Origin of the sequence: Cobetia sp. Dlab-2-AX (genome assembly GCF_024124625.1) — a bacterium.
Taxonomy (GTDB): domain Bacteria; phylum Pseudomonadota; class Gammaproteobacteria; order Pseudomonadales; family Halomonadaceae; genus Cobetia.
This window is the reverse complement of sequence record NZ_JAMXRV010000013.1, coordinates 73,905-92,512: the sequence shown is the minus strand read 5'-3', so window position 1 is coordinate 92,512 and position 18,608 is coordinate 73,905. Positions and strand designations below refer to the sequence as shown.

General features: G+C 64.8%; 15 protein-coding genes and 1 pseudogene. 13 read left to right on the top strand and 3 right to left on the bottom strand.

Annotated elements, in window-relative coordinates:
• Positions 1 to 182, top strand: a pseudogene (locus tag NH396_RS16345) (IS481 family transposase); the annotation flags it as partial.
• A gap of 13 nt (positions 183 to 195) precedes the next feature.
• Positions 196 to 1,212, top strand: coding sequence for a glyoxylate/hydroxypyruvate reductase A (locus NH396_RS16340; protein WP_253064959.1), 1,017 nt, complete (start codon positions 196 to 198; stop codon positions 1,210 to 1,212).
• A gap of 54 nt (positions 1,213 to 1,266) precedes the next feature.
• Here the strand turns inward: NH396_RS16340 and NH396_RS16335 are convergent, their stop codons facing one another.
• Entirely contained in the window at positions 1,267 to 1,734 is a 468-nt protein-coding gene (locus NH396_RS16335) for an Lrp/AsnC family transcriptional regulator (RefSeq protein ID WP_290441822.1), read from the bottom strand.
• 222 nt (positions 1,735 to 1,956) lie between these two features.
• Here NH396_RS16335 and NH396_RS16330 point away from each other — a divergent pair, with 222 nt between their 5' ends.
• Complete coding sequence (locus NH396_RS16330) at positions 1,957 to 3,036, top strand: pyridoxal-phosphate dependent enzyme (RefSeq protein ID WP_253064958.1); 1,080 nt, start codon at positions 1,957 to 1,959, stop codon at positions 3,034 to 3,036.
• Positions 3,037 to 3,111: 75 nt separating this feature from the next.
• On the opposite strand, the gene NH396_RS16325 is transcribed toward NH396_RS16330, so the two are convergent.
• Positions 3,112 to 3,672: a DJ-1/PfpI family protein gene (locus NH396_RS16325; protein WP_043334317.1), complete on the bottom strand. Its 561-nt coding sequence runs from the start codon at positions 3,670 to 3,672 to the stop codon at positions 3,112 to 3,114.
• Positions 3,673 to 3,940: 268 nt separating this feature from the next.
• Between NH396_RS16325 and NH396_RS16320 the strand changes: the two genes are divergently transcribed.
• The 3 genes from NH396_RS16320 (at position 3,941) to NH396_RS16310 (ending at position 7,037) form a co-directional block, all read left to right on the top strand.
• Positions 3,941 to 4,801, top strand: coding sequence for a hypothetical protein (locus NH396_RS16320; RefSeq protein ID WP_253064956.1), 861 nt, complete (start codon positions 3,941 to 3,943; stop codon positions 4,799 to 4,801).
• 195 nt (positions 4,802 to 4,996) lie between these two features.
• Entirely contained in the window at positions 4,997 to 5,923 is a 927-nt protein-coding gene (locus NH396_RS16315; RefSeq protein ID WP_253064954.1) for a lysine exporter LysO family protein, read from the top strand.
• Between the two features lie 76 nt (positions 5,924 to 5,999).
• Entirely contained in the window at positions 6,000 to 7,037 is a 1,038-nt protein-coding gene (locus NH396_RS16310) for a LacI family DNA-binding transcriptional regulator (RefSeq protein ID WP_253064952.1), read from the top strand.
• 64 nt (positions 7,038 to 7,101) lie between these two features.
• Here the strand turns inward: NH396_RS16310 and NH396_RS16305 are convergent, their stop codons facing one another.
• Complete coding sequence (locus NH396_RS16305) at positions 7,102 to 7,686, bottom strand: gluconokinase (RefSeq protein WP_306424427.1); 585 nt, start codon at positions 7,684 to 7,686, stop codon at positions 7,102 to 7,104.
• 294 nt (positions 7,687 to 7,980) lie between these two features.
• Between NH396_RS16305 and NH396_RS16300 the strand changes: the two genes are divergently transcribed.
• The 7 genes from NH396_RS16300 (at position 7,981) to NH396_RS16270 (ending at position 18,408) form a co-directional block, all read left to right on the top strand.
• A complete protein-coding gene (locus tag NH396_RS16300; RefSeq protein ID WP_253064950.1) occupies positions 7,981 to 9,339 on the top strand; it encodes a gluconate:H+ symporter in 1,359 nt (452 codons plus the stop codon).
• A gap of 349 nt (positions 9,340 to 9,688) precedes the next feature.
• Positions 9,689 to 11,092 (top strand): efflux RND transporter periplasmic adaptor subunit, encoded by a 1,404-nt coding sequence (locus NH396_RS16295; protein ID WP_253064948.1) that lies wholly within the window; start codon positions 9,689 to 9,691, stop codon positions 11,090 to 11,092.
• Positions 11,089 to 14,214 carry an efflux RND transporter permease subunit gene (locus tag NH396_RS16290; RefSeq protein ID WP_253064946.1) on the top strand — a complete coding sequence of 1,042 codons (3,126 nt, stop codon included), beginning with the start codon at positions 11,089 to 11,091 and terminating at the stop codon, positions 14,212 to 14,214. The genes NH396_RS16295 and NH396_RS16290 overlap by 4 nt, the downstream gene beginning before the upstream one ends.
• The gene (locus tag NH396_RS16285) at positions 14,211 to 15,629 is read left to right on the top strand and encodes an ATP-binding protein (RefSeq protein ID WP_253064944.1); all 1,419 of its coding nucleotides are present in this window, start codon (positions 14,211 to 14,213) and stop codon (positions 15,627 to 15,629) included. Before NH396_RS16290 ends, NH396_RS16285 begins: the two co-directional genes overlap by 4 nt.
• Positions 15,630 to 15,662: 33 nt before the next feature.
• Positions 15,663 to 16,406: a response regulator gene (locus tag NH396_RS16280; protein WP_175089247.1), complete on the top strand. Its 744-nt coding sequence runs from the start codon at positions 15,663 to 15,665 to the stop codon at positions 16,404 to 16,406.
• A gap of 199 nt (positions 16,407 to 16,605) precedes the next feature.
• A complete protein-coding gene (locus NH396_RS16275) occupies positions 16,606 to 16,989 on the top strand; it encodes a hypothetical protein (RefSeq protein WP_253064942.1) in 384 nt (127 codons plus the stop codon).
• Positions 16,990 to 17,250: 261 nt separating this feature from the next.
• A complete protein-coding gene (locus tag NH396_RS16270) occupies positions 17,251 to 18,408 on the top strand; it encodes a hypothetical protein (RefSeq protein WP_253064940.1) in 1,158 nt (385 codons plus the stop codon).
• Positions 18,409 to 18,608: the final 200 nt, after the last annotated feature.

The window sequence follows — 18,608 nt, the reverse complement described above, 5'->3', positions numbered from 1 at the left end:
TCTATAACCACCACATTCCTCAGAGAGCACTACACCACAAAGCGCCTATAGCAGCAATGAAGGAGTGGCAGGTCGAACGACCTGAGCTGTTTACGCAAGCTATAGTCAATCAGACGGAACCCGACACCTACGAACAGACCAGGACAGTTCAGCAATCCCGCCCCGCCACCCAGCGTCCCTGAAGAGGAGAACAGCATGCGAATACTGGTACATCATGAACGCGCCGAACGTTGGTGCGATGCTCTGCGTCAGCGCCTGTGCGATACCGCCGACGCCAAGGGGTCGCAGCAAGGTGAGTTTTCGGAACAGTCGTCGGAGTCGTCATCAAAGCACGCGCCGCTGGAAATCGTTGCCGATGACGGCGAGATGCTGGGCGATGTGCTGGTGGTGTGGGCACCGCCCGCAGCGCTGTTCGAGCGCCACCGCGATCATGACGTCAAGGCGATCCTCAATCTGGGCGCGGGCGTCGACAGCCTGCTAGGCAACCCGGCACTGCCTGACGATGTGCCGGTGCTCAAACTGAGCGATGCCGGCATGGCCAGCCACATGCTGGATTACGTGCGCTATGGCCTGCTGTATTTTCGGCGTGATTTCGACCGCTATGCCAGACAGCAGGCGGACTCACACTGGGCCCCGCACCGCGTGGTGCGCACCCATCAGTACCCGGTGGCAGTGCTCGGGCTGGGCGCCATCGGCAGCCAAATCGCCGAATCACTGGCGGCAGACGGCTATCCGGTACATGGCTTCAGCCGCAGCGCCCACACGTTGCAGGGCGTGACCTGCCACCATGAAACCGGCGAAGGGGGCCGCACCCTCCAGCAAGTGCTGGGTGACGAGTCGCTCGGCCTCAAGGCGGTGATCAACCTGTTGCCCAATACGCCGGCCACGAGAGACGTGTTGAACACCGATGTCTTCCAGTCCCTGCCCGACGACGCCGTGCTGATCAATCCGGGGCGTGGCAGCAGCGTGGTCGAGGAGGACCTGGTCGCGGCGCTCGAGGAAGGCAAGCTCAGGGGCGCCCTGCTCGACGTCTTCCAGCACGAGCCACTGGCCGAGGACAGCCCGCTGTGGCACCAGCCGCGCGTGATCATCACGCCGCATGCCGCTGCGCCGACCCCGGTGGCCGAGGCAGCTGATCAGCTGGCAGACAACATTCGCCGCATTCAGCGAGGTGAAGTGCTGACCGGCATCAGCCGCGAGCACGGTTATTGAGCACGCTGGCGCACGGCGCTCAACCGGCGATCAGACGTCACCGCCTGACAGCCATCACAGCGGCAGCGCGGTGGTCGTCTTGATGCGCTCCATCGCGAAGCGGGCCGACACGTCGCTCAGCTCGTCGATGGTGTTGACCAGCCGCTTGTAGACGCGATCGTAGGCGTTCATGTCCTCGACCTGCACCTTGAGGAGATAGTCGTAGTCACCGGCCATGCGATAGAACTCGGTGACTTCCTCGATCTCCTCGACGATGGCCACGAAACGCTCGAACCAGGCCCGCGAGTGATCGCGGGTCTTGATCTGCACGAAGGCCGTCAACCCCATGCCGATCAGCTCGGCATTCAGCAACGCCACCCGTGCGGTGATCACGCCACACTCTTCCAGGCGCTTGAGGCGCTTCCAGCAAGGAGACGTGGTCAGATGCACGGCTTCCGCCAGCGCCGCCAACGACAGGCTGGCATCGCGCTGCAGCAGCCGCAGCAGGGCGCGGTCCGTGGCATCGAGCACTATTTTCTCCATTACCCTCACCTCGCAATGAATTCTTGCCATGAAACATGGCTCACGCCATGACAACTGGCAAGTTTTGCTTGGCGGCTGGTCATACCATGAAAGCTCCTTCCTGCGACCGAAAATGCCGCCATGCCGACCACTGCCTCGCCCTCGACTGCGCCTTTCAGCACGCCCGCAGCACAGCACGCCCCGCACGCGACTCAGCGCGAGTCATGGCACCAACGCAGTCTCATGAAGCTTGCGGCCTTGAAGGCCGCCACCCCGGCGACCCCGCTGCTGGAACTCAGCCTGCGCGGGCTGGGTGAGGCGCGCATCCTGATCAAGGACGAGCGAGCGCATGCCAGCGGCTCGCTCAAGCATCGCCTGGCGATGTCGCTGTTCGAGCAGGCCCTGCTAAAGGATTGGCTGACGCCCGGCTGTCCGGTGATCGAAGCCTCCTCGGGCTCCACGGCGGTCTCCGAGGCGTGGCTGGCACGCCGGCTGGGGCTTCAATTCATTGCCGTGGTGCCCAGGGGCACCGCCTTTTACAAGCAGGAAGCGATTCGTGACGAGGGCGGGCGCGTGGTGGAAATCGAAGACTCCGCTCGGCTTTGCCAGCATGCGCAGGCGCTTGCCGATGACAGCGGCGGTCACTTCCTCAATCAATTCCGCCATGCCGCTACTGCCGGTGACTGGGCAAGCGACACGAGCCTGCCCGGGGAGTGCCTGGCACAGATCGCCGCGCGTGAGCTGCCCGAGCTACAGGCGGTATTTCTCGGCGCCGGCACCGGCGGCAGCGCCGCCAGCTTCGCGCGCCATCTGCGCCACAAGCGTCATCTGCATCAGGGGAGCCATCTGCATCACGGGAGCCATCGTGCCCGCGTGATCGGCGTGGACCCCGAGCACTCCGTCTATCACGCCTGCTGGCAGCACCATCGTGCCCACGGCACCCGTACGACCAGCCTGCCCGTCCCGCAGGCGGCCAACCCCATCGAAGGCATCGGGCGGCCCTGCGTGCTGGAGGCATTCGACCCCGCCCATTTCGATGACTACCTACGCATCGCGGATGCACGCAGTCAGGCGGCCGCGCTATGGCTGGCCGAGCATGCCGGGCTTGAAGTCGGCCCCTCCACCGGCACCGCCTTCGCGGGGCTGCTCGAGAGTCTGGCGAGCAAGCGCGCTCGCGGTGAGTCGCTGGCCGGCAGCTGGTTGCTGCTGGCCTGTGATCACGCCGAGCGGTATGCCACCACGCTGGGCGACCCCGCATGGCGAGCCGCACAGCAATCGCGACTCGCCCCGCAGCGGGCCTGGATCGAGGCGCTGACCGTCTGAAACGACGACACCCCGCCGAGTGGCAGGGTGTCGTCAGGCAGATCCGATGCGATGGCGGGCGCTAGCGGGGGTGAATCACACCAGCAGCGCCTGGAACTGACGCAGCCATTCCGGATGCGCCGGCCAGGCCGGTGCAGTCACCAGCTTGCCGGAGGTCACGGCGTCGGTCACTTCCAGCGACACGAACTCACCGCCCGCCAGCTTCACCTCAGGCGCACAGGCTGGATAGGCGCTGACGCGATGGCCTTCCAGCGACATGGCGGCGGCCAAGAGCTGCGGACCATGACAGACGGCGGCGATGGGCTTGTCGGCCTCGACGAAGTGACGCACCATCGCCAGTACACGCTCATCCAGACGCAGATACTCGGGGGCGCGGCCACCGGGAATCAGCAACGCGTCGTAACTCTCGACGGCGATCTCGGCGAAGCTGGCGTTGAGCGCGAAGTTGTGGCCCGGCTTCTCGGTGTAGGTCTGATCACCCTCGAAGTCATGGATGGCGGTCTTGACGATATCGCCTTCCGTCTTGTCCGGGCAGACGACATCCACGCGATGTCCCATCGCCTGCAGCGCCTGGAAGGGCACCATCAGCTCGTAATCTTCTACAAAATCCCCGGCAATGATGACAATGCTGGCCATGATGATCTCCTGATTGGACCCAACGTCTAGGTACGCGCCGCGTGCGGCGGAAGGACAAGGCAGTTACAGAGTACCTATCCATTGCACATGAGCAAGCGCTGAAATATCGTCGTGGCCGCCTGGCGGGCGTTGGCTTGATTGTGGATCGCCTCAACATCATTACATCACTATTACATCACTACGTGCAGTCGCCCTACCCCGTCGCTGCCTGACCGCTCGACACCCTCATTCACAGGCCACGGCTCCAGTGCCGGTCTCGGGAGTCACCATGACCCTGCCATCTTTCGCCTTGTCTCACCTTTCTCAAGCCCCCGCGCGGCGCGGCGCTTGCACCGCCACACGCGCTGATCGACCCTCGGCATGGCAGCGCCTGTGCCGCGCAGGCCTGGGGGCGCTCCTGCTGGCGGGCAGTGCCCAGGCGGCCAGCGATGAAGCCGCTGTCAGCCCTGACGCGCCCGTGGCACCTGTCGCCAGCATCGCCCCGGTGCCCTTCACCGCCCACTACACCCTGGTGCTGGATGGCTGGCCGGATGTGCCCATCACCCAGCGCGTCAGCCAGAGCGGCGAGCTGTACATCGTCAGCATGGAGGCCTCCATCAAGGTCGCCAGCGGCTATGAGCAGGGCCGCTTCACGCTTGCGGAGGGCCGCATGCTGCCCGAGGGCTATCGCTCCGGCTATCGGCTGGCCGGCATCGGCAAGGACTACAACCGGGAAGCACCGCAGGCAGGCGACACCCGCCTGCCTGACCGTCAGAGCCTGCTGGTGCTGCTGAGCCAGCAGGTCGACAGCCAATGGAGCGAGCAGGCCTGTCTGGCCGCGACGCCCTGCTCACTGGACTATCTCGACCACAAGGGCCGCCAGCGCACCTTGATGTACGAGATCCAGGGCCAGGAAACGCGCCAGGCGGCACAGCGCACCTTCCGCACCCTGCGCATCGAGGCATGGCGCAAGCATCGCGAACACAAGCACTACCGTATCTGGCTGGCGCCGCGCTGGCCGGGCCTGATGGTCGGCCTCGATTACCTCGACTACGAAGACGTCATGGACAAGGAAGGCAACCGCAACGGCAAGGTACCGCCGCGCTCGGCCCACCTGACCCTGAACCAGCTGAGCAGCGCCCGCCAGTGATGACATGCTCCCGCCTCTAGCGCGGCTGATCATAAGCCCCGCTGATACGCCATCAGCAAGTCTCTCACGCAATGCTGATGGCGGGGTTATCCAGACCCCACGCCAACCGATATAATAAGGTCCTTCGGCGGTATTCACCGCCAATCAATCACTTGCGCCACCCTGCTATCCGGGTGGCAATGCCAGGGAAGGGTCATGCTGTCGGGTCTCATCTTCATTCTGCTGCCGCTGATACTCGGCTATCTGGTACGTCTCACTGATCCTGGCCGCCTGGCGGTGGTCAATCGGCTGGTCAATGCCTCCATCTATCTCATCCTGTTCCTGATGGGCATGGGACTGGCGGCGCTGGAGCAGTTGAGTGTCGGCATGGCCGCCATGAGCGGTCAGGCGTTGACGCTGTTCGCCATCATCACGCCGCTGAATCTGCTGGCGCTGTGGTGGCTGTCGCGCCGCAGCCCGCTACGCGCCAATCCCGCCCAGGCGGTGGATGGCGCACCGATAACCCGCTGGCAGGCACTGTCCGGCTCGCTGACCCTTGCCGCCATGGTCGCGCTCGGCGTCGGCGCCGGCGTGCTGCTCAAGACCTTCGGCACCCAGCTTGATACCGACACCCTCGCCGAATGGGCCCTCTATGTGCTGCTGGCGCTGATCGGCTGCCAGCTCAGAAGCTCCGGCATGAGCCTGCGCCAGATCCTGCTCAATCGACACGGCCTGGTCATCGCGCTGACGGTGATGGCCAGTTCGCTGCTCGGCGGCCTGCTGGCGGCGCCTCTGCTGGCGCTGGAGTGGAATCAGGGCATGGCGATCTCGGCCGGCTTCGGCTGGTATTCCCTGTCGGGGATCCTGATCGGTGATCAGCTCGGGCCGATTCTCGGCGGCGCCGCCTTCTTCAATGATCTGGCGCGCGAGCTGCTGGCCTTCGTGCTGATCCCCCTGACCATCCAGCGCTACACGCCGCTGGCCATCGGCATCGGCGGGGCCACCTCGATGGACTTCACGCTACCGGTGATCCAGCAGACCGGCGGCGTGGCCTGCGTCCCGGTCGCCGTGGTCTCGGGCTTCCTGCTGTCGCTGGCAGCGCCGCCGATGATGCTGTTCCTGCTCTCGCTGAGTCACGTCTGATCCGCCGGGCAAGGCTTGCTCCCGGGCTGCCTTAACAGGGACACTCTTGTCCTCCTTCGCAGCCGCTTGAATGTCCATGCCCTCTCAGCCACACAAAGCTTCCCGCCTCAAGCGCGTCACCCTGGCCGATATCGCCGCCCGACTGGGCGTCACCAAGGTCACGGTGTCGCGCGCGCTCAATCAGCCCGAGAAGGTGTCCGCCGCGATGCGCGAACGCGTCACCGAGTGCGCTCGCGAGCTGGGTTACATGCCCAACCGTCAGGCCGGCAGCCTCGCCAGCGGCCACTCGCGGCTGATCGCGCTGCTGATTCCTTCGCTCTCCAACGCCGTGTTCTCGGAGCTGCATCGCGGCCTGGAAGCCCCGCTGGCCGCCGCGGGCTATCAGCTGCTGATCGGCCATACCGGCTATTCGATGCAGGAAGAGGAGCGCCTGATCGAGACCTGGCTCTCCTTCGGAATCGACGGGCTGGTGCTGTGCGGCAGTCGCCATAGCCCGCGTACCCGCGAGATGATCGCGCGCTCAGGCTGTGCGGTGGTGGAGTGCATGGAGAAGCGCGAGACGCCGCTCGACATGGCGGTGGGACTGGACCAGCACGCCGCCGGCCGTGCGATGACCGAGGCCATGATCGCCCTGGGCCATCGTCATATCGGCTTTCTTGGCGCGCGCATGGACCGCCGCGTCGAACAGCGCCTGGGCGGCTGGCGAGCCGCGCTGGAGGCCGCCGGCCTGTCGCAGCAGGCGCTGTTGACCACCGATGCTCCCTCCAGCGTGCGCCTGGGCGGCGAGCTGCTCGATGAGATGCTGACCCGCTGGCCCGAGACCCGCGCGGTATTCTGCTGCAATGACGACCTGGCGGCCGGCGGTCTGTTCGAGTGTCAGCGCCGTGGCCTGTCGGTGCCCGACCAGCTGGCGCTGGCCGGCTTCAATGGGCTGGAGATGACCCGCGGCACCTGGCCACCGCTGGCCAGCGTGGTCACCCCGCGCCGCGAGATCGGCGAACGCGCCGCCGCCCTGTTGCTGGCACGCCTGAGCGGTGATCTCGACGCCACGCCCCACGGCCTGTGGGAAGACCTGGGCTTCAGCCTGCAGACTGGCGGTAGCCTGTCCTCGTGATACTTTGTCCTCGTAATAAGTGGCAGCAACCTGTCGCCGTGAGACGTCCGGCGAGCGACTAGCGCTATGGCGCGTCGAGGACCTGCTGACAGACACTCTCGACCAGCGCCTGCGGTGTGGCGCTGATGTCGAGGGTGTGAATGCGCCCTTCATCGTCGCCGGGCACCTCGAGCGTCGCCAGCTGATTGTCGAGCATGTCAGCGCCCTTGAAGAAATGATCGGTCCGCGCCTCGAGGCGTTCCAGCAGCAGCTCGCGCGTGCCTTCGAGGAACACGAAGCCCAGCGCGGGGTCCCCGCCACGCAGTTGATCCCGATAGCGTCGCTTCAAGGACGAGCAGGCCAGTACCAGACTGCGCCCGTCGCGACGCGCCGCCTCGATCAGCTCCGTCAGACGGGCCAGCCAGCCGTGGCGATCATCGTCATCCAGGGGGATGCCGCGCGCCATCTTGGCCACGTTGGCCTCACCGTGATAATCGTCGCCATCGATGAACTGCGCGCCCAGGCACGCCGCCAGCTGCTGCCCGACGTGTGACTTGCCACAGCCCGACACCCCCATGACCACCAGACGCACGCCACCCTGAGCGGCCAGAGCCTCTGACCTGGTCGGCATCGACGCGACCGCTGATGCTCCTTCTGCCTGCTGCTGCATGAAAACCCTCTCCCCCTTGAATGAAAACGATGGCCCACCAGCGTACCCGATGTTGCCGATCAATCCCTTGTCAGGCGCCTCGGGACGGCTGTCGCGCACTGAGCGACTGCCCGCTGGCGGACAGCCAGCTGCCAGACGCGACAGACTTTTGCCCCTCATGCACCTTTCGGATCATTGCGTAAGTGTGAATGTTACCGGTAACTTTCATCCTGCACGATCCACGACGCCTCACACAATACGCCTTTGGGCAATGGCCGATGATCACGCCGTTGCCAGCCGCAAGAGTTCGCCATCATGTCCCCAGATAGCACCCTCGTCCTTGCCGCCCTCGGCGGCATTCTGCTGCTGCTTTACCTCGTCATGCGCCTGCGCCTGCATGCCTTCGTTGCCCTGCTGGTGGTGAGTCTGGGGGTCGGACTGGCCACCGGCATGCAGCCCGACGCCATCATCGATTCCGTCACCAACGGCATGGGCAACACCCTGGGCTTCGTTGCCACCGTGGTCGGTCTTGGCGCGATGTTCGGCAAGATGCTGGAAGTGTCCGGCGGTGTCGATCGCATGGCCAACACCCTGCTGGGGCGCTTCGGCACCTTACGCTCGCAATGGGCGCTGGCGCTGACCGGCTTTCTGGTCGCGATTCCGGTGTTCCTGGATGTCGCCTTCATCATCCTGGTGCCGCTGGTCTACGCGTTGGCACGCCGCAGCGGCCGCTCGCTGCTCTATTACGGCATTCCGCTGCTCGCCGGTCTGGCCGTGACGCACTCCTTCATTCCGCCGACCCCGGGGCCGATCGCGGTCGCCAAGCTGATCGGTGCCGATCTCGGCTACGTCATCCTGTTCGGGGCGCTGTGTGGCCTGCCGGCGATGATCATCGCGGGGCCGATCTTCGGTCGCTTCATCGCGGCGCGCATCGACGCCAGGATCCCGGATTACATGGAAAATACCGGCAGCGTGATGAGCGATGAAGAGGTCAATCAGCGCGCCCCGGGCTTCGGTCTGATCCTGTCCATCGTGCTGCTGCCGCTGGCGCTGATCGTGCTCAATACCGTCTCGGGCTTCCTGTTCGGTGACGACAGTCCGCTGGTCGGCTGGCTGGGCTTCCTCGGCCACCCGTTCGTGGCGCTGAGTCTGGCCACCCTGATGGCCTTCACCCTGCTGGGTACACGGCGTGGCATGACGCGCGAACAGGTGATGGAAGTCGCCACCAAGGCGCTCGAACCCGCCGGCATCATCATCCTGGTCACCGGCGCGGGCGGCGTCTTCAAGCAGATGCTGATCGATTCCGGGGTCGGTGACGTGCTCGGCAACCTGATGGCCGACAGCAACCTGCCGCCTATCCTGCTTGCCTTCCTGATCGCCACCGCCGTGCGTGTCATCCAGGGCTCGGCCACCGTGGCGATGATCACCGCCGCCGGCCTGATGGCCCCGGTGATCGATACGCTGGCGCTGTCAGGCCCGGTGCTGGGGCTGGTGGTGATCGCCATCGCCAGTGGCGCCACCGTGCTCAGTCACGTCAATGACTCCGGCTTCTGGCTGGTCAGCCGCTACTTCGGCCTCACCGAGAAGGAAACGCTGAAGAGCTGGACGGTGATGGAGACCCTGATCGGCGTGATCGGCGTCTGCATGGCACTGCTGATCGGCCTGTTCATCTAGGTTATCCAGTTCAACTATTTCAACTACTGAAATCTAGCCTGCCCGCGCGGTTCAGCCAGGCTGATAGAGCGGTTCATCCCGTCAGCAGCCGCCGCCCGCCAGGCGCACTCGTGAAAAGCTGCCACTTCATGTGGCAGCTTTTTTGTGGGACGCCAATCACGCAATGGCAGATTGCGTCTGTTGCACGCTATTTCCCATTTTGGCATTGCGCCTGAATGGCATCATGCGATCATCCACCCATTCGTCTGCCTTTCATGGCCATGATCCATCGCCCGCTCTGACCGACGCCAAAGCGACTGGCCAGAAGACGGCTGCGCATCAGGCCAGTCACTTTTCGTTCGGAGTCCGCATGGACCATAGCCCTGAGACGCCAGCCTCGTCTTCCGCATCGCCCGCCCCTGACGGCCGCCCCGCACCCTCCTCGCGGCGCCTGATCTGGATGCGCCTGCTGGCGCTGATCATTCTCGCGCTGGCGATCGCGCTGGCCGCCTGGTGGATGAATCATCGCCCCGGTGCGCCGAAGCGTGCCCCCAGCGAGGCACCTGCACCCACGGTCGAGGTAGTGACGGTCAGCCATGCCGCCAACGCCCCGACGCTTGAGGGCTTCGGTCGCGTGATCGCCGATCGTCAGACCACGGTCTCCACGCGCGTCAGCGGCCAGCTGGCGCCCTTCCCCGAAGGCATCGAGGCCGGCCGCGAGGTTCGCAAGAACCAGCTGCTGGCCAGTCTCGATCAACTGGATTATCAGCTGGCACTGCGTCAGGCCGAGGCAGATCTCGCCACGGCAGAAGCCAGCCTCGCCTCTGAAAAGGGCGAGCAGATCCGCGCCGCCTCGGAATACAAGACCTTCGGTCGCAATCTGCCGGCGGCCCAGAAGGCGCTGGTCCTGCGCGAGCCTCAGCTCAAGTCGGCCCAGGCCGCCGTGGAAAGCGCCCGCGCCAGCCGCGATCAGGCCAAGCTCAATCTGGCCCGCACCGAGATACGCGCCCCCTACGACGGCCTGATCAGCGAGCGTCTGGTCGGCGAAGGCAGCGATCTCAACGCCTTCACCGACCTGTTGACGCTGGTGGCCACCGACCGCTTCTGGGTGCGCCTCAATCTGCCGCAGGCCGACATGGAGTGGCTCTCGACCCACGCCCGTGATGGCCAGGGCACGCCGGTACTGCTCTCGAGCAAGGCCTGGCCGGATGGCCAGCATCGCCGTGGCGAAGTGTGGAGCGTGCTGCCGTCGCTGGAAGACAACGGCCTGCTGACCCAGGTGATGGTGGCGGTGGAAGACCCGCTGGCGCTCAATGTCTCTGGAGAGGCGCGCGCCAGCACCCCGGCGCTGCGCATCGGTGATGTGGTCGAGGCGACCCTGACGCCCCGACGCACCGCCTCGCTGATCGAACTGCCGATCAGTGCGCTGCGCAGCGGCCAGCAGGTCTGGGTGCTGACGGAGGACGGGCACCTCGAGAAGCGCTCGGTAGGCGTGCGCCACCTGGGCAATGACACCCTGCTGGTCGCCGACGGTCTGGTGGACGGCGAGCGCGTCATCATAAGCTCCCTGAGCAGCGTCGAAGCCGGCATGGCACTGCGCGCCCGCGGCGATGCGCCGACGCCGACCGCCCGGGCGACGGATGCCAAGGCGGCTGACGACAGGACGACGGCTGGCGACAAGAGCACCGCGACAGTTGAGAAGGACACGGCGACTGTCGACAAGAGCACCGCCGCTGCCGACCAGAACACCACGACCACCGGAAGTGACTCATGACGGCACAGTCGCGCCTCAAGGGCCCCATCCGCTGGATGCACGATCACGGCGTCGCCGCCAACCTGCTGATGCTGTGTCTGATTCTCGGCGGCCTGCTGATGTCCAGTCAGATCAAGAAGGAGGTATTCCCCTCCTTCGAGCTCGAGATCATCAACGTCAGCGTCAGCTATTCCGGTGCCACGCCGGATGAGGTCTCCGAAAGCCTGTTGCAGGCTATGGAGTCCGCGGTACAGGACGTGGAGGGCATCGAGGAGATCACCGCCACCGCCGAGGAAGGCCTTGGCTCGCTGTCCATCGAGCTGCAGGACGGCGTCGAGACCATGCGCGCCTATCAGGACATCCAGCAGGCCATCGACAGCATCACCACCCTGCCCGATGAATCCGACCCGCCCGTCTACTCGCTGGCGGGCCGCTCGCGCAGCGTGATGGAGCTCAAGCTGCATGGCCAGACCGATGACCAGACCCTGCGCAATGTCGCCGAGCGTCTGCGCCTGAGCCTGCTGGACAGCGATGACATCACCAAGGTGGAGCTGACCGGCATCCGTGACCGCGAGGTGCATGTCGCGCTGGAGGAAGGCGCGCTGCGTCGCTACGGCCTGTCGCATCAGGATATCGCCGGCCTAATCGGCAATCAGGCGCTCAACCTGGCCGGGGGCAGTCTCGATACCCAGCAGGGCGAATACCTGGTGCGCTATGAGGCGCGTCGCGACGGCGCCGCCGAGTTCGCGCAGCTGCCGGTGATCTCCAGCCAGGAAGGCAATGTCGTGCGTCTGGGCGATATCGCCACCGTCACCGACGGCTTCGCTGACAGCGACAAGGAAGTGCTCTACGACGGCGAACCGGCGATTGGTCTCGATATCTATCAGGTCGGCTCCCAGACACCCAACGAGCTGTCCGCCGCGACCATGGCGATGCTGCCGCAATTGACCGCCAGCCTGCCGCGCGGGCTGACGCTGAGCGTCGAGGACGATGACTCGCTGATCTACCAGGACCGCCTGGAACTGCTGCTCAAGAATGCCTGGATGGGGCTGGTGCTTGTGCTGGTGCTATTGGGGCTGTTCCTCGAGGCGCGTCTCGCCTTCTGGGTCACGCTGGGCATCCCCACCGCCTTCCTGGGCGCGATGCTGTTCCTGCCGCTGGTCGGCGTGTCCATCAACATGATCTCGATGTTCGCCTTCATCATCGCGCTGGGCATCGTGGTCGATGACGCCATCATCGTCGGCGAGAACATCCACTCGCACCGCGAGCGCGGCGCCAGCATGCGCGAAGCCGCCATTCTCGGCGCGCGCGAGATCGCGGTGCCGCTGGCATTCTCGATCCTGTCCAACATCGTGGCCTTCATTCCGCTGCTGTTCCTGCCCGGCTTCCTCGGGCTGGTATTCGGCATCATCCCGCTGGTGGTGATCAGCATCTTCGCGCTGAGCTGGATCGAGGCGATCTTCATCCTGCCCGCCCACCTGGGTCACACCAGCGAGAAACCGATACGCTGGCTGGCACCGCTGGACCGCGTGCGCCATGGCGTCCAGCACGGACTGGAGCGTTTCACGCGTCGCCGCTTCCAGCCCTTCCTCGAAGGGTGCCTGAACTATCGTGGCCTGACCGCCGTCTGCGGTCTGGCGCTGCTGGTGCTGGCGATGGCCTGGATGGCCAGTGGCCGCCTCGGCTTCTCGCTGATGCCGCGTGTCGAGTCCAACCGTGCCGGCGTCACCGCCAACCTGCCGGTGGGCAGCCCGATCAGCCAGGACCGCGAGGTACGCACCCTGCTGCTGGACGCGCTGGAGCGGGTTCGTGAGCGCGACGACGCCCCCGCGATCTACTCCACCAGCGCCGAGATCGAAGGCAACTCGCTGAGCATCATCGCCAATCTGGACACCACGGTAGAGGACAACTGGTCGCCCTCGCAGCTGATCACAGCCTGGCGTGAGGAAGCCGGCACCATCGCCAATACCGAGTCGCTGCTGTTCGAATCCGATATCGGCGGGCCAGGACGCGGCGCGGGCCTCACCATCCGCCTCTCCTCGTCTGACAGTGGCGCGCTGATGGCCGCCGCCGAGTCGCTGGCGACGTCGCTTGAGGATTACAGCTCGCTGTCGGACATCGACAGCGGCCTGGATGACGGCAAGCGCGAGCTCTATCTGCAGCTCAATGCCTACGGTCGCTCGCTGGGACTGGATGGCGCCACCCTGGCCAACCAGCTGCGTGGGCCGCTGTCCGGCGCGACCGCCCTCAAGCAACAGCAGGGCCGCAATGAGGTCGAGGTCAAGGTGCTGCTGCCCGAAGACCAGCGCGCGAGCCTCGCCCAGCTGGAGAACTTCGGCGTGCAGACCGCCAACGGTGTCAGTGTGCCGCTGGGGCTGGTGGCCGATATCGAGCAGGGACGCGCCGCGTCCAGCATCCTGCGCATCAACGGGCGCCGCGTGATCGAGGTCACCGCCAACGTGACCCCGTCCGACGCGGTCAGTCAGGTGATCACCAGTCTGGAAAGCGATGTCTACCCTCAGCTGAAGCGCCAGTATCCGAGCCTGAGCATCGGCTATGGCGGGCGTCAGGAAGAGACCGCCGACAACCTGGGGTCACTGCAGGTGTCGTTGCTGCTGACGCTGGCAGCACTCTATCTACTGCTGGCGCTGCCGTTCAGAAGCTATCTGCAACCGCTGCTGGTGATGACGGCGATTCCCTTCGGTCTGATCGGCGCGGTCGTCGGCCATCAGCTGATGGGCTATGGCCTGTCGGTGATCAGCCTGATGGGCATGCTGGCGCTGTCGGGCATCGTCATCAACGATGCCCTGGTGCTGATCGACTACGCCAACCGCCAGCGTCTGGCCGGTGCCACCGCGCGTGAGGCGATCATCATGGCGGCCTCGCGGCGTCTGCGCCCCATCCTGCTGACGACACTGACCACCTTCTTCGGCCTGGCGCCGATGATCTTCGAGACCTCTCGCCAGGCGCGCTTCATGATCCCGATGGCGGTCTCCATCGGCTTCGGTATCCTGTTCGCGACGGTGATCCTGCTGATACTGGTGCCCTCGCTTTATCTGCTGCTGGAAGACCTGCAGCACAATCTGCGCCGCCTGCTGGGGCTGCCGCCCCGCACCCCGCGTCAGGAGGAACAACCATCATGATGCCCGCCATCACCGCCTGGCGCTCACGGCTGTCCGTGCGGCTGTTCGTGATCCTGCTGCTGACCAATGTCGTGATCGGCGGCAGCATCTACATGTTCATCTCGCATAGCATGGACAAAGGGTTCGCGGAGTATCTGGAGCAGACCCAGCAGGAGCGCATCGAGTTGATTTCGTCCGATCTGGTCAGCGCCTACGCCGCGGAAGGCAACTGGGACTGGATGAAGAGCCGACGCAACTGGGGGCGCCTCGTGCATTCCCAGGCGCCGCAGGACAGATTCGATCTGCCGCCGAACTTCAACCTCAATCGTCCCCAGGACTACATGCTGCGTGATACCAGTGGTCAGCGCCTCAATGGGCCGCCACGTCCCATCCCCGGCATGCAGTTCAAGGACCTGATGCTGGACGGCGAGAAGATCGGCGAGCTGGGCTACCTGCCGGTGAGTGAATTCTTGCGCCGCGGCAAGGACCAGTATCTGGAGCGTCAATCGCGCAATCTGGCGACCATCATCCTGTCCTCCACCTTCGCCTCTTTGCTGGCGGCGGCCGGTATCGCCTGGTGGCTGGGCCATCGGGTGCGTGACCTCGCCAGTGGCGCCAGCCGTCTGTCGAGCGGCGACTATGCCACCCGCCTGCCGGTGCGTGGACGGGATGAGCTGTCGCGGCTGGCCGGCGATTTCAATGCGCTGGCACAGACGCTGGAGACCAACCGCGATTCCCGCCAGCGCTGGGTGAGTGATATCTCCCATGAGCTACGCACGCCGCTGGCGGTGCTCAAGGGCGAGATAGAGGCCATGCAGGACGGTATCCGCCCGATGAGCCAGGACAGCCTCGGCTCGCTGGAACAGGAAGTGGACGCCCTAAACCGCCTGGTGTCGGATCTGCGCCTGCTGGCCCAGAGCGACGCCGGCACGCTGGAAGCCTGGCGCGAGCCGCTGGAGCTGGATGCCCAGCTCAGCGATAGCCTGGACGACCTGCGCGGCTGGCTGGAAGACAGCGGCATCCAGCTGGAGACCGACATCCAGCTGCCGCTGCGAGTGCAGGGCGACATGCAGCGCCTGCATCAGCTGTGGAGCAACCTGGCCAGCAACACCCGCGCCTACACCGACTCGCCCGGCAAGTTGAAGGTCAGCCTGCTGCGCGAGGCTGCCTCACCCGGGGATGGCGCCGGTCACCCCGGCTGGGCGGTCGTGCGCTGGGAAGACTCGAGCCCCGGCGTGCCAGAAGCCGAGCTTGCCCACCTCACCGAGCGCCTGTATCGGGTCGAGAACTCGCGCAATCGCTCGAGTGGGGGTTCAGGCCTGGGCCTGTCGATCGCCAGCGCGCTGGTCAGTGCCCATGATGGCGAGCTGGTACCGGGGCAGTCATCGCTGGGCGGACTGCGATGGGACATTCGCCTGCCGCTGCTGTCTACTTGAAACAGACATTTTCCTCTGCAAGGACTCTTGACCATGAGCGACGTTCACGCCGACACCCCTGACGCCCGGGCCGAGACCCAGAAACCGCTGATTCTGGTGGTGGAAGACGAGCCCAAGATCGCCAGCCTGCTATGCGATTATCTGGACGGCAGCGGATATCGCACCCGGCATGTCGACGACGGCAATGCCGTCATCGCGGCGGTCAATGACGAGACACCCGCCCTGGTATTGCTGGACCTCATGCTGCCGGGCACCGACGGCCTGACCCTGTGCCGCCAGCTGCGGGCCGAGGACAACCTGCTGCCCATCGTGATGCTGACTGCGCGGGTCGAGGAAGTGGACCGCCTGCTGGGGCTGGAACTGGGCGCCGATGACTACATCTGCAAACCCTTCAGCCCGCGTGAGGTGGTGGCGCGCATCAAGGCCGTGCTGCGTCGCAGCCAGGCCCTTGATCAGACCCTCTCGCAGACCTCCGACAAGGGCCAGCTGGTGCTCAATGAGGAAGGCTGGCAGGCACTGGCCGATGGCAGTGACCTGGGCCTGACCGCCGTCGAGTTCCAGCTGCTCAAGGTGATGATGCAGTCGCCGGGGCGCATCTTCTCCCGCGATCAGCTGATGGACCACATGTACCGCGACCACCGCATCGTCTCCGAGCGCACGGTGGATTCCCACGTCAAGAAGCTGCGCCGCAAGATCGCCAATGTCTGGCCGGAGCGCGACGTGATTCGCTCCATCTATGGGGTCGGCTACAAGTTCGAGCCTGACGTACTGGACTGACATCCCGCCTCACACAGGCATCGAAACCTTTCAGAAACATGACAACCGCCGTCTGTGACCACAGACGGCGGTTGCGTTTTTGTTGCACCCACGGTGCGAACTTGCTGTCCAACTGCGACGGATACTGTCAACACTGCCCAAGCGAGAGCCATTTACTGCTGCTCAAGCGCGGGTCTACGCCACAAGTGAGGTATTCGTCATGTCCCACAGTCCTGCCCGTCGTGCTCTCTCCCGCACTCGCCTGATCGGTGCCGGCGTATTGAGCGTCATGCTGATGGCATCACCGCTGAGCGTGACCAGTGCCAGCGCCGCCGATGTCTCGCTGAACGTGCTGCTGGATGGCATCAGCCTGAACGTCAGCCAGCGTGCCACCCTCGACAAGCAATATCGCCACTATCGCCAGCACCGTAAGGCTGCGGAGAGCCGTCACGACGCCAAGGCGCTTGCCAAGGCGCGCGCGGCCTATCTGGCCGATGTCGATCGCATCCTGAACCGCCATCAGACCCAACGCTTCCACCAGCAGTTCAACCGCCACTATCCGGCGAACGCCAAGGTGGCGAAGAAGAGCCACCACAGCGGCTGACGGCCAGCGCGTCTGAGCGCCGCGGGTTGAACCCTGGCGCCATCACCTTGATCAGGGACTCAGTCTCCACAGGGTTCTGTCTCTAAAGGATTCAGACCACAAGATCACGCTGCACAAAGACCACGCAGCAAGCCGTTGCATGTTCCGCCGAAGCGCGTTGCACGCAAACCCATGAAACCTTGCACAATGCCGGCACATTCACTGCTGATAATGCTCTTATCGCTTGATTCCGGTCCTTTACCTAGACACTCGGAGTACGCCATGAACCGCATTTCTCGCAAGCTCATCGTTTCCGGTCTGCTGACCGCCCTGGCGCTGCCGATGACCGCCATGGCCTCAAGCAACGACAAGCACCATGACGGCGCCGACCGCAAGGAAGGCCTCGACAGGATTCTCGCCAGCTGGCATCTCAGCGATGAACAGCAGCAACAGCTCGACGCACTCAAGCAACAGCAGAGGGAAAGCCGCAAGCAGCTCAAGGAGCAGAAGTTCGACTCCCGCGAAGCGCGCCGCGACGCCATTCAGGCACAGCGTGAAGAACACAAGGCCGCCCTGGCTGAGATTCTCGACGAGAATCAGGTCAAGGTGCTCGAAGCCTATTGGGCTGCCGGCAAGCCGATGCACGGCAAGCACATGGACAAGCATGACGGCAAGCGTCACGGCGAAGGCAAGCATGCCGACGAGCATGGCGGTGAGCGTGGCGGCAAGCACATGGCCGAGGACGGCAAGCAACGCATGCAGCTGATGGGTGCCCTGTTCGACAGCTGGGACCTGGATGATGACCAGCGCAGCGCCCTCAAGGACTCCTTCAAGTTCATGCGCGACGACATGGAGTCACTCAAGAAGACCGACTTCGACTCACGTGAAGCGCGCAGGGCCGCCTTCGAGGAACTGCGCAAGACCCAGCACGATCGTCTGGCCAAGGTGCTCAGCGAAGACCAGATCAAGGTGCTGGACCTGATGCACCAGCGTGACAAGCGCGGTCCGAAGATGGCCGACCGTCAGCAGCGCGAAGGCATGAAGGCGCTGCTGGCCAGCTGGAACCTGAGCGATGACCAGATGCAGGCGCTCAAGGAAGTCCGCAAGGAAATGCGCGACGAGATGCATGACAGCATGAAAGAGATGCACGACGACATGCGTGAGGCCATGCAGGACGCCGACACCAAGGAAGAGCGTGCCGCCGCCCGCCAGGAAATGCGCAAGGAAATGAAGGAGCAGCGCCTGGAGCTGCGTGAGGAAGGCCGCGAGAAACTCGCCGATGTGCTGTCCGCCGAGCAGCTCGATGCGCTGGAAGCTTTCATGGCAAATGGCATGCGCCATCACGCTGGCAAGCATCATGGCGGCATGAAAGGTGACATGAAGGGCGGCGACATGCAGCGCGGCCCGATGCATGACGCCGACCAGTCTGAAGATGCCTGAGTCAGGCCATCAACTGGGCAGCTGAACGCCGGCTGATCGACGATCCGGCGAGGCAAGAACCGGACGATCGCGTCCCGGACACAGCCATTCAACTGCCCTGCTGACGTCACTTTCGCCGCCCCGGCCACGATTCTGTGGTCGGGGCGGCGTCGTTGTGTCCTTTTACCGACAGCGATTTTCCAGAGCACGACACCGCGCCT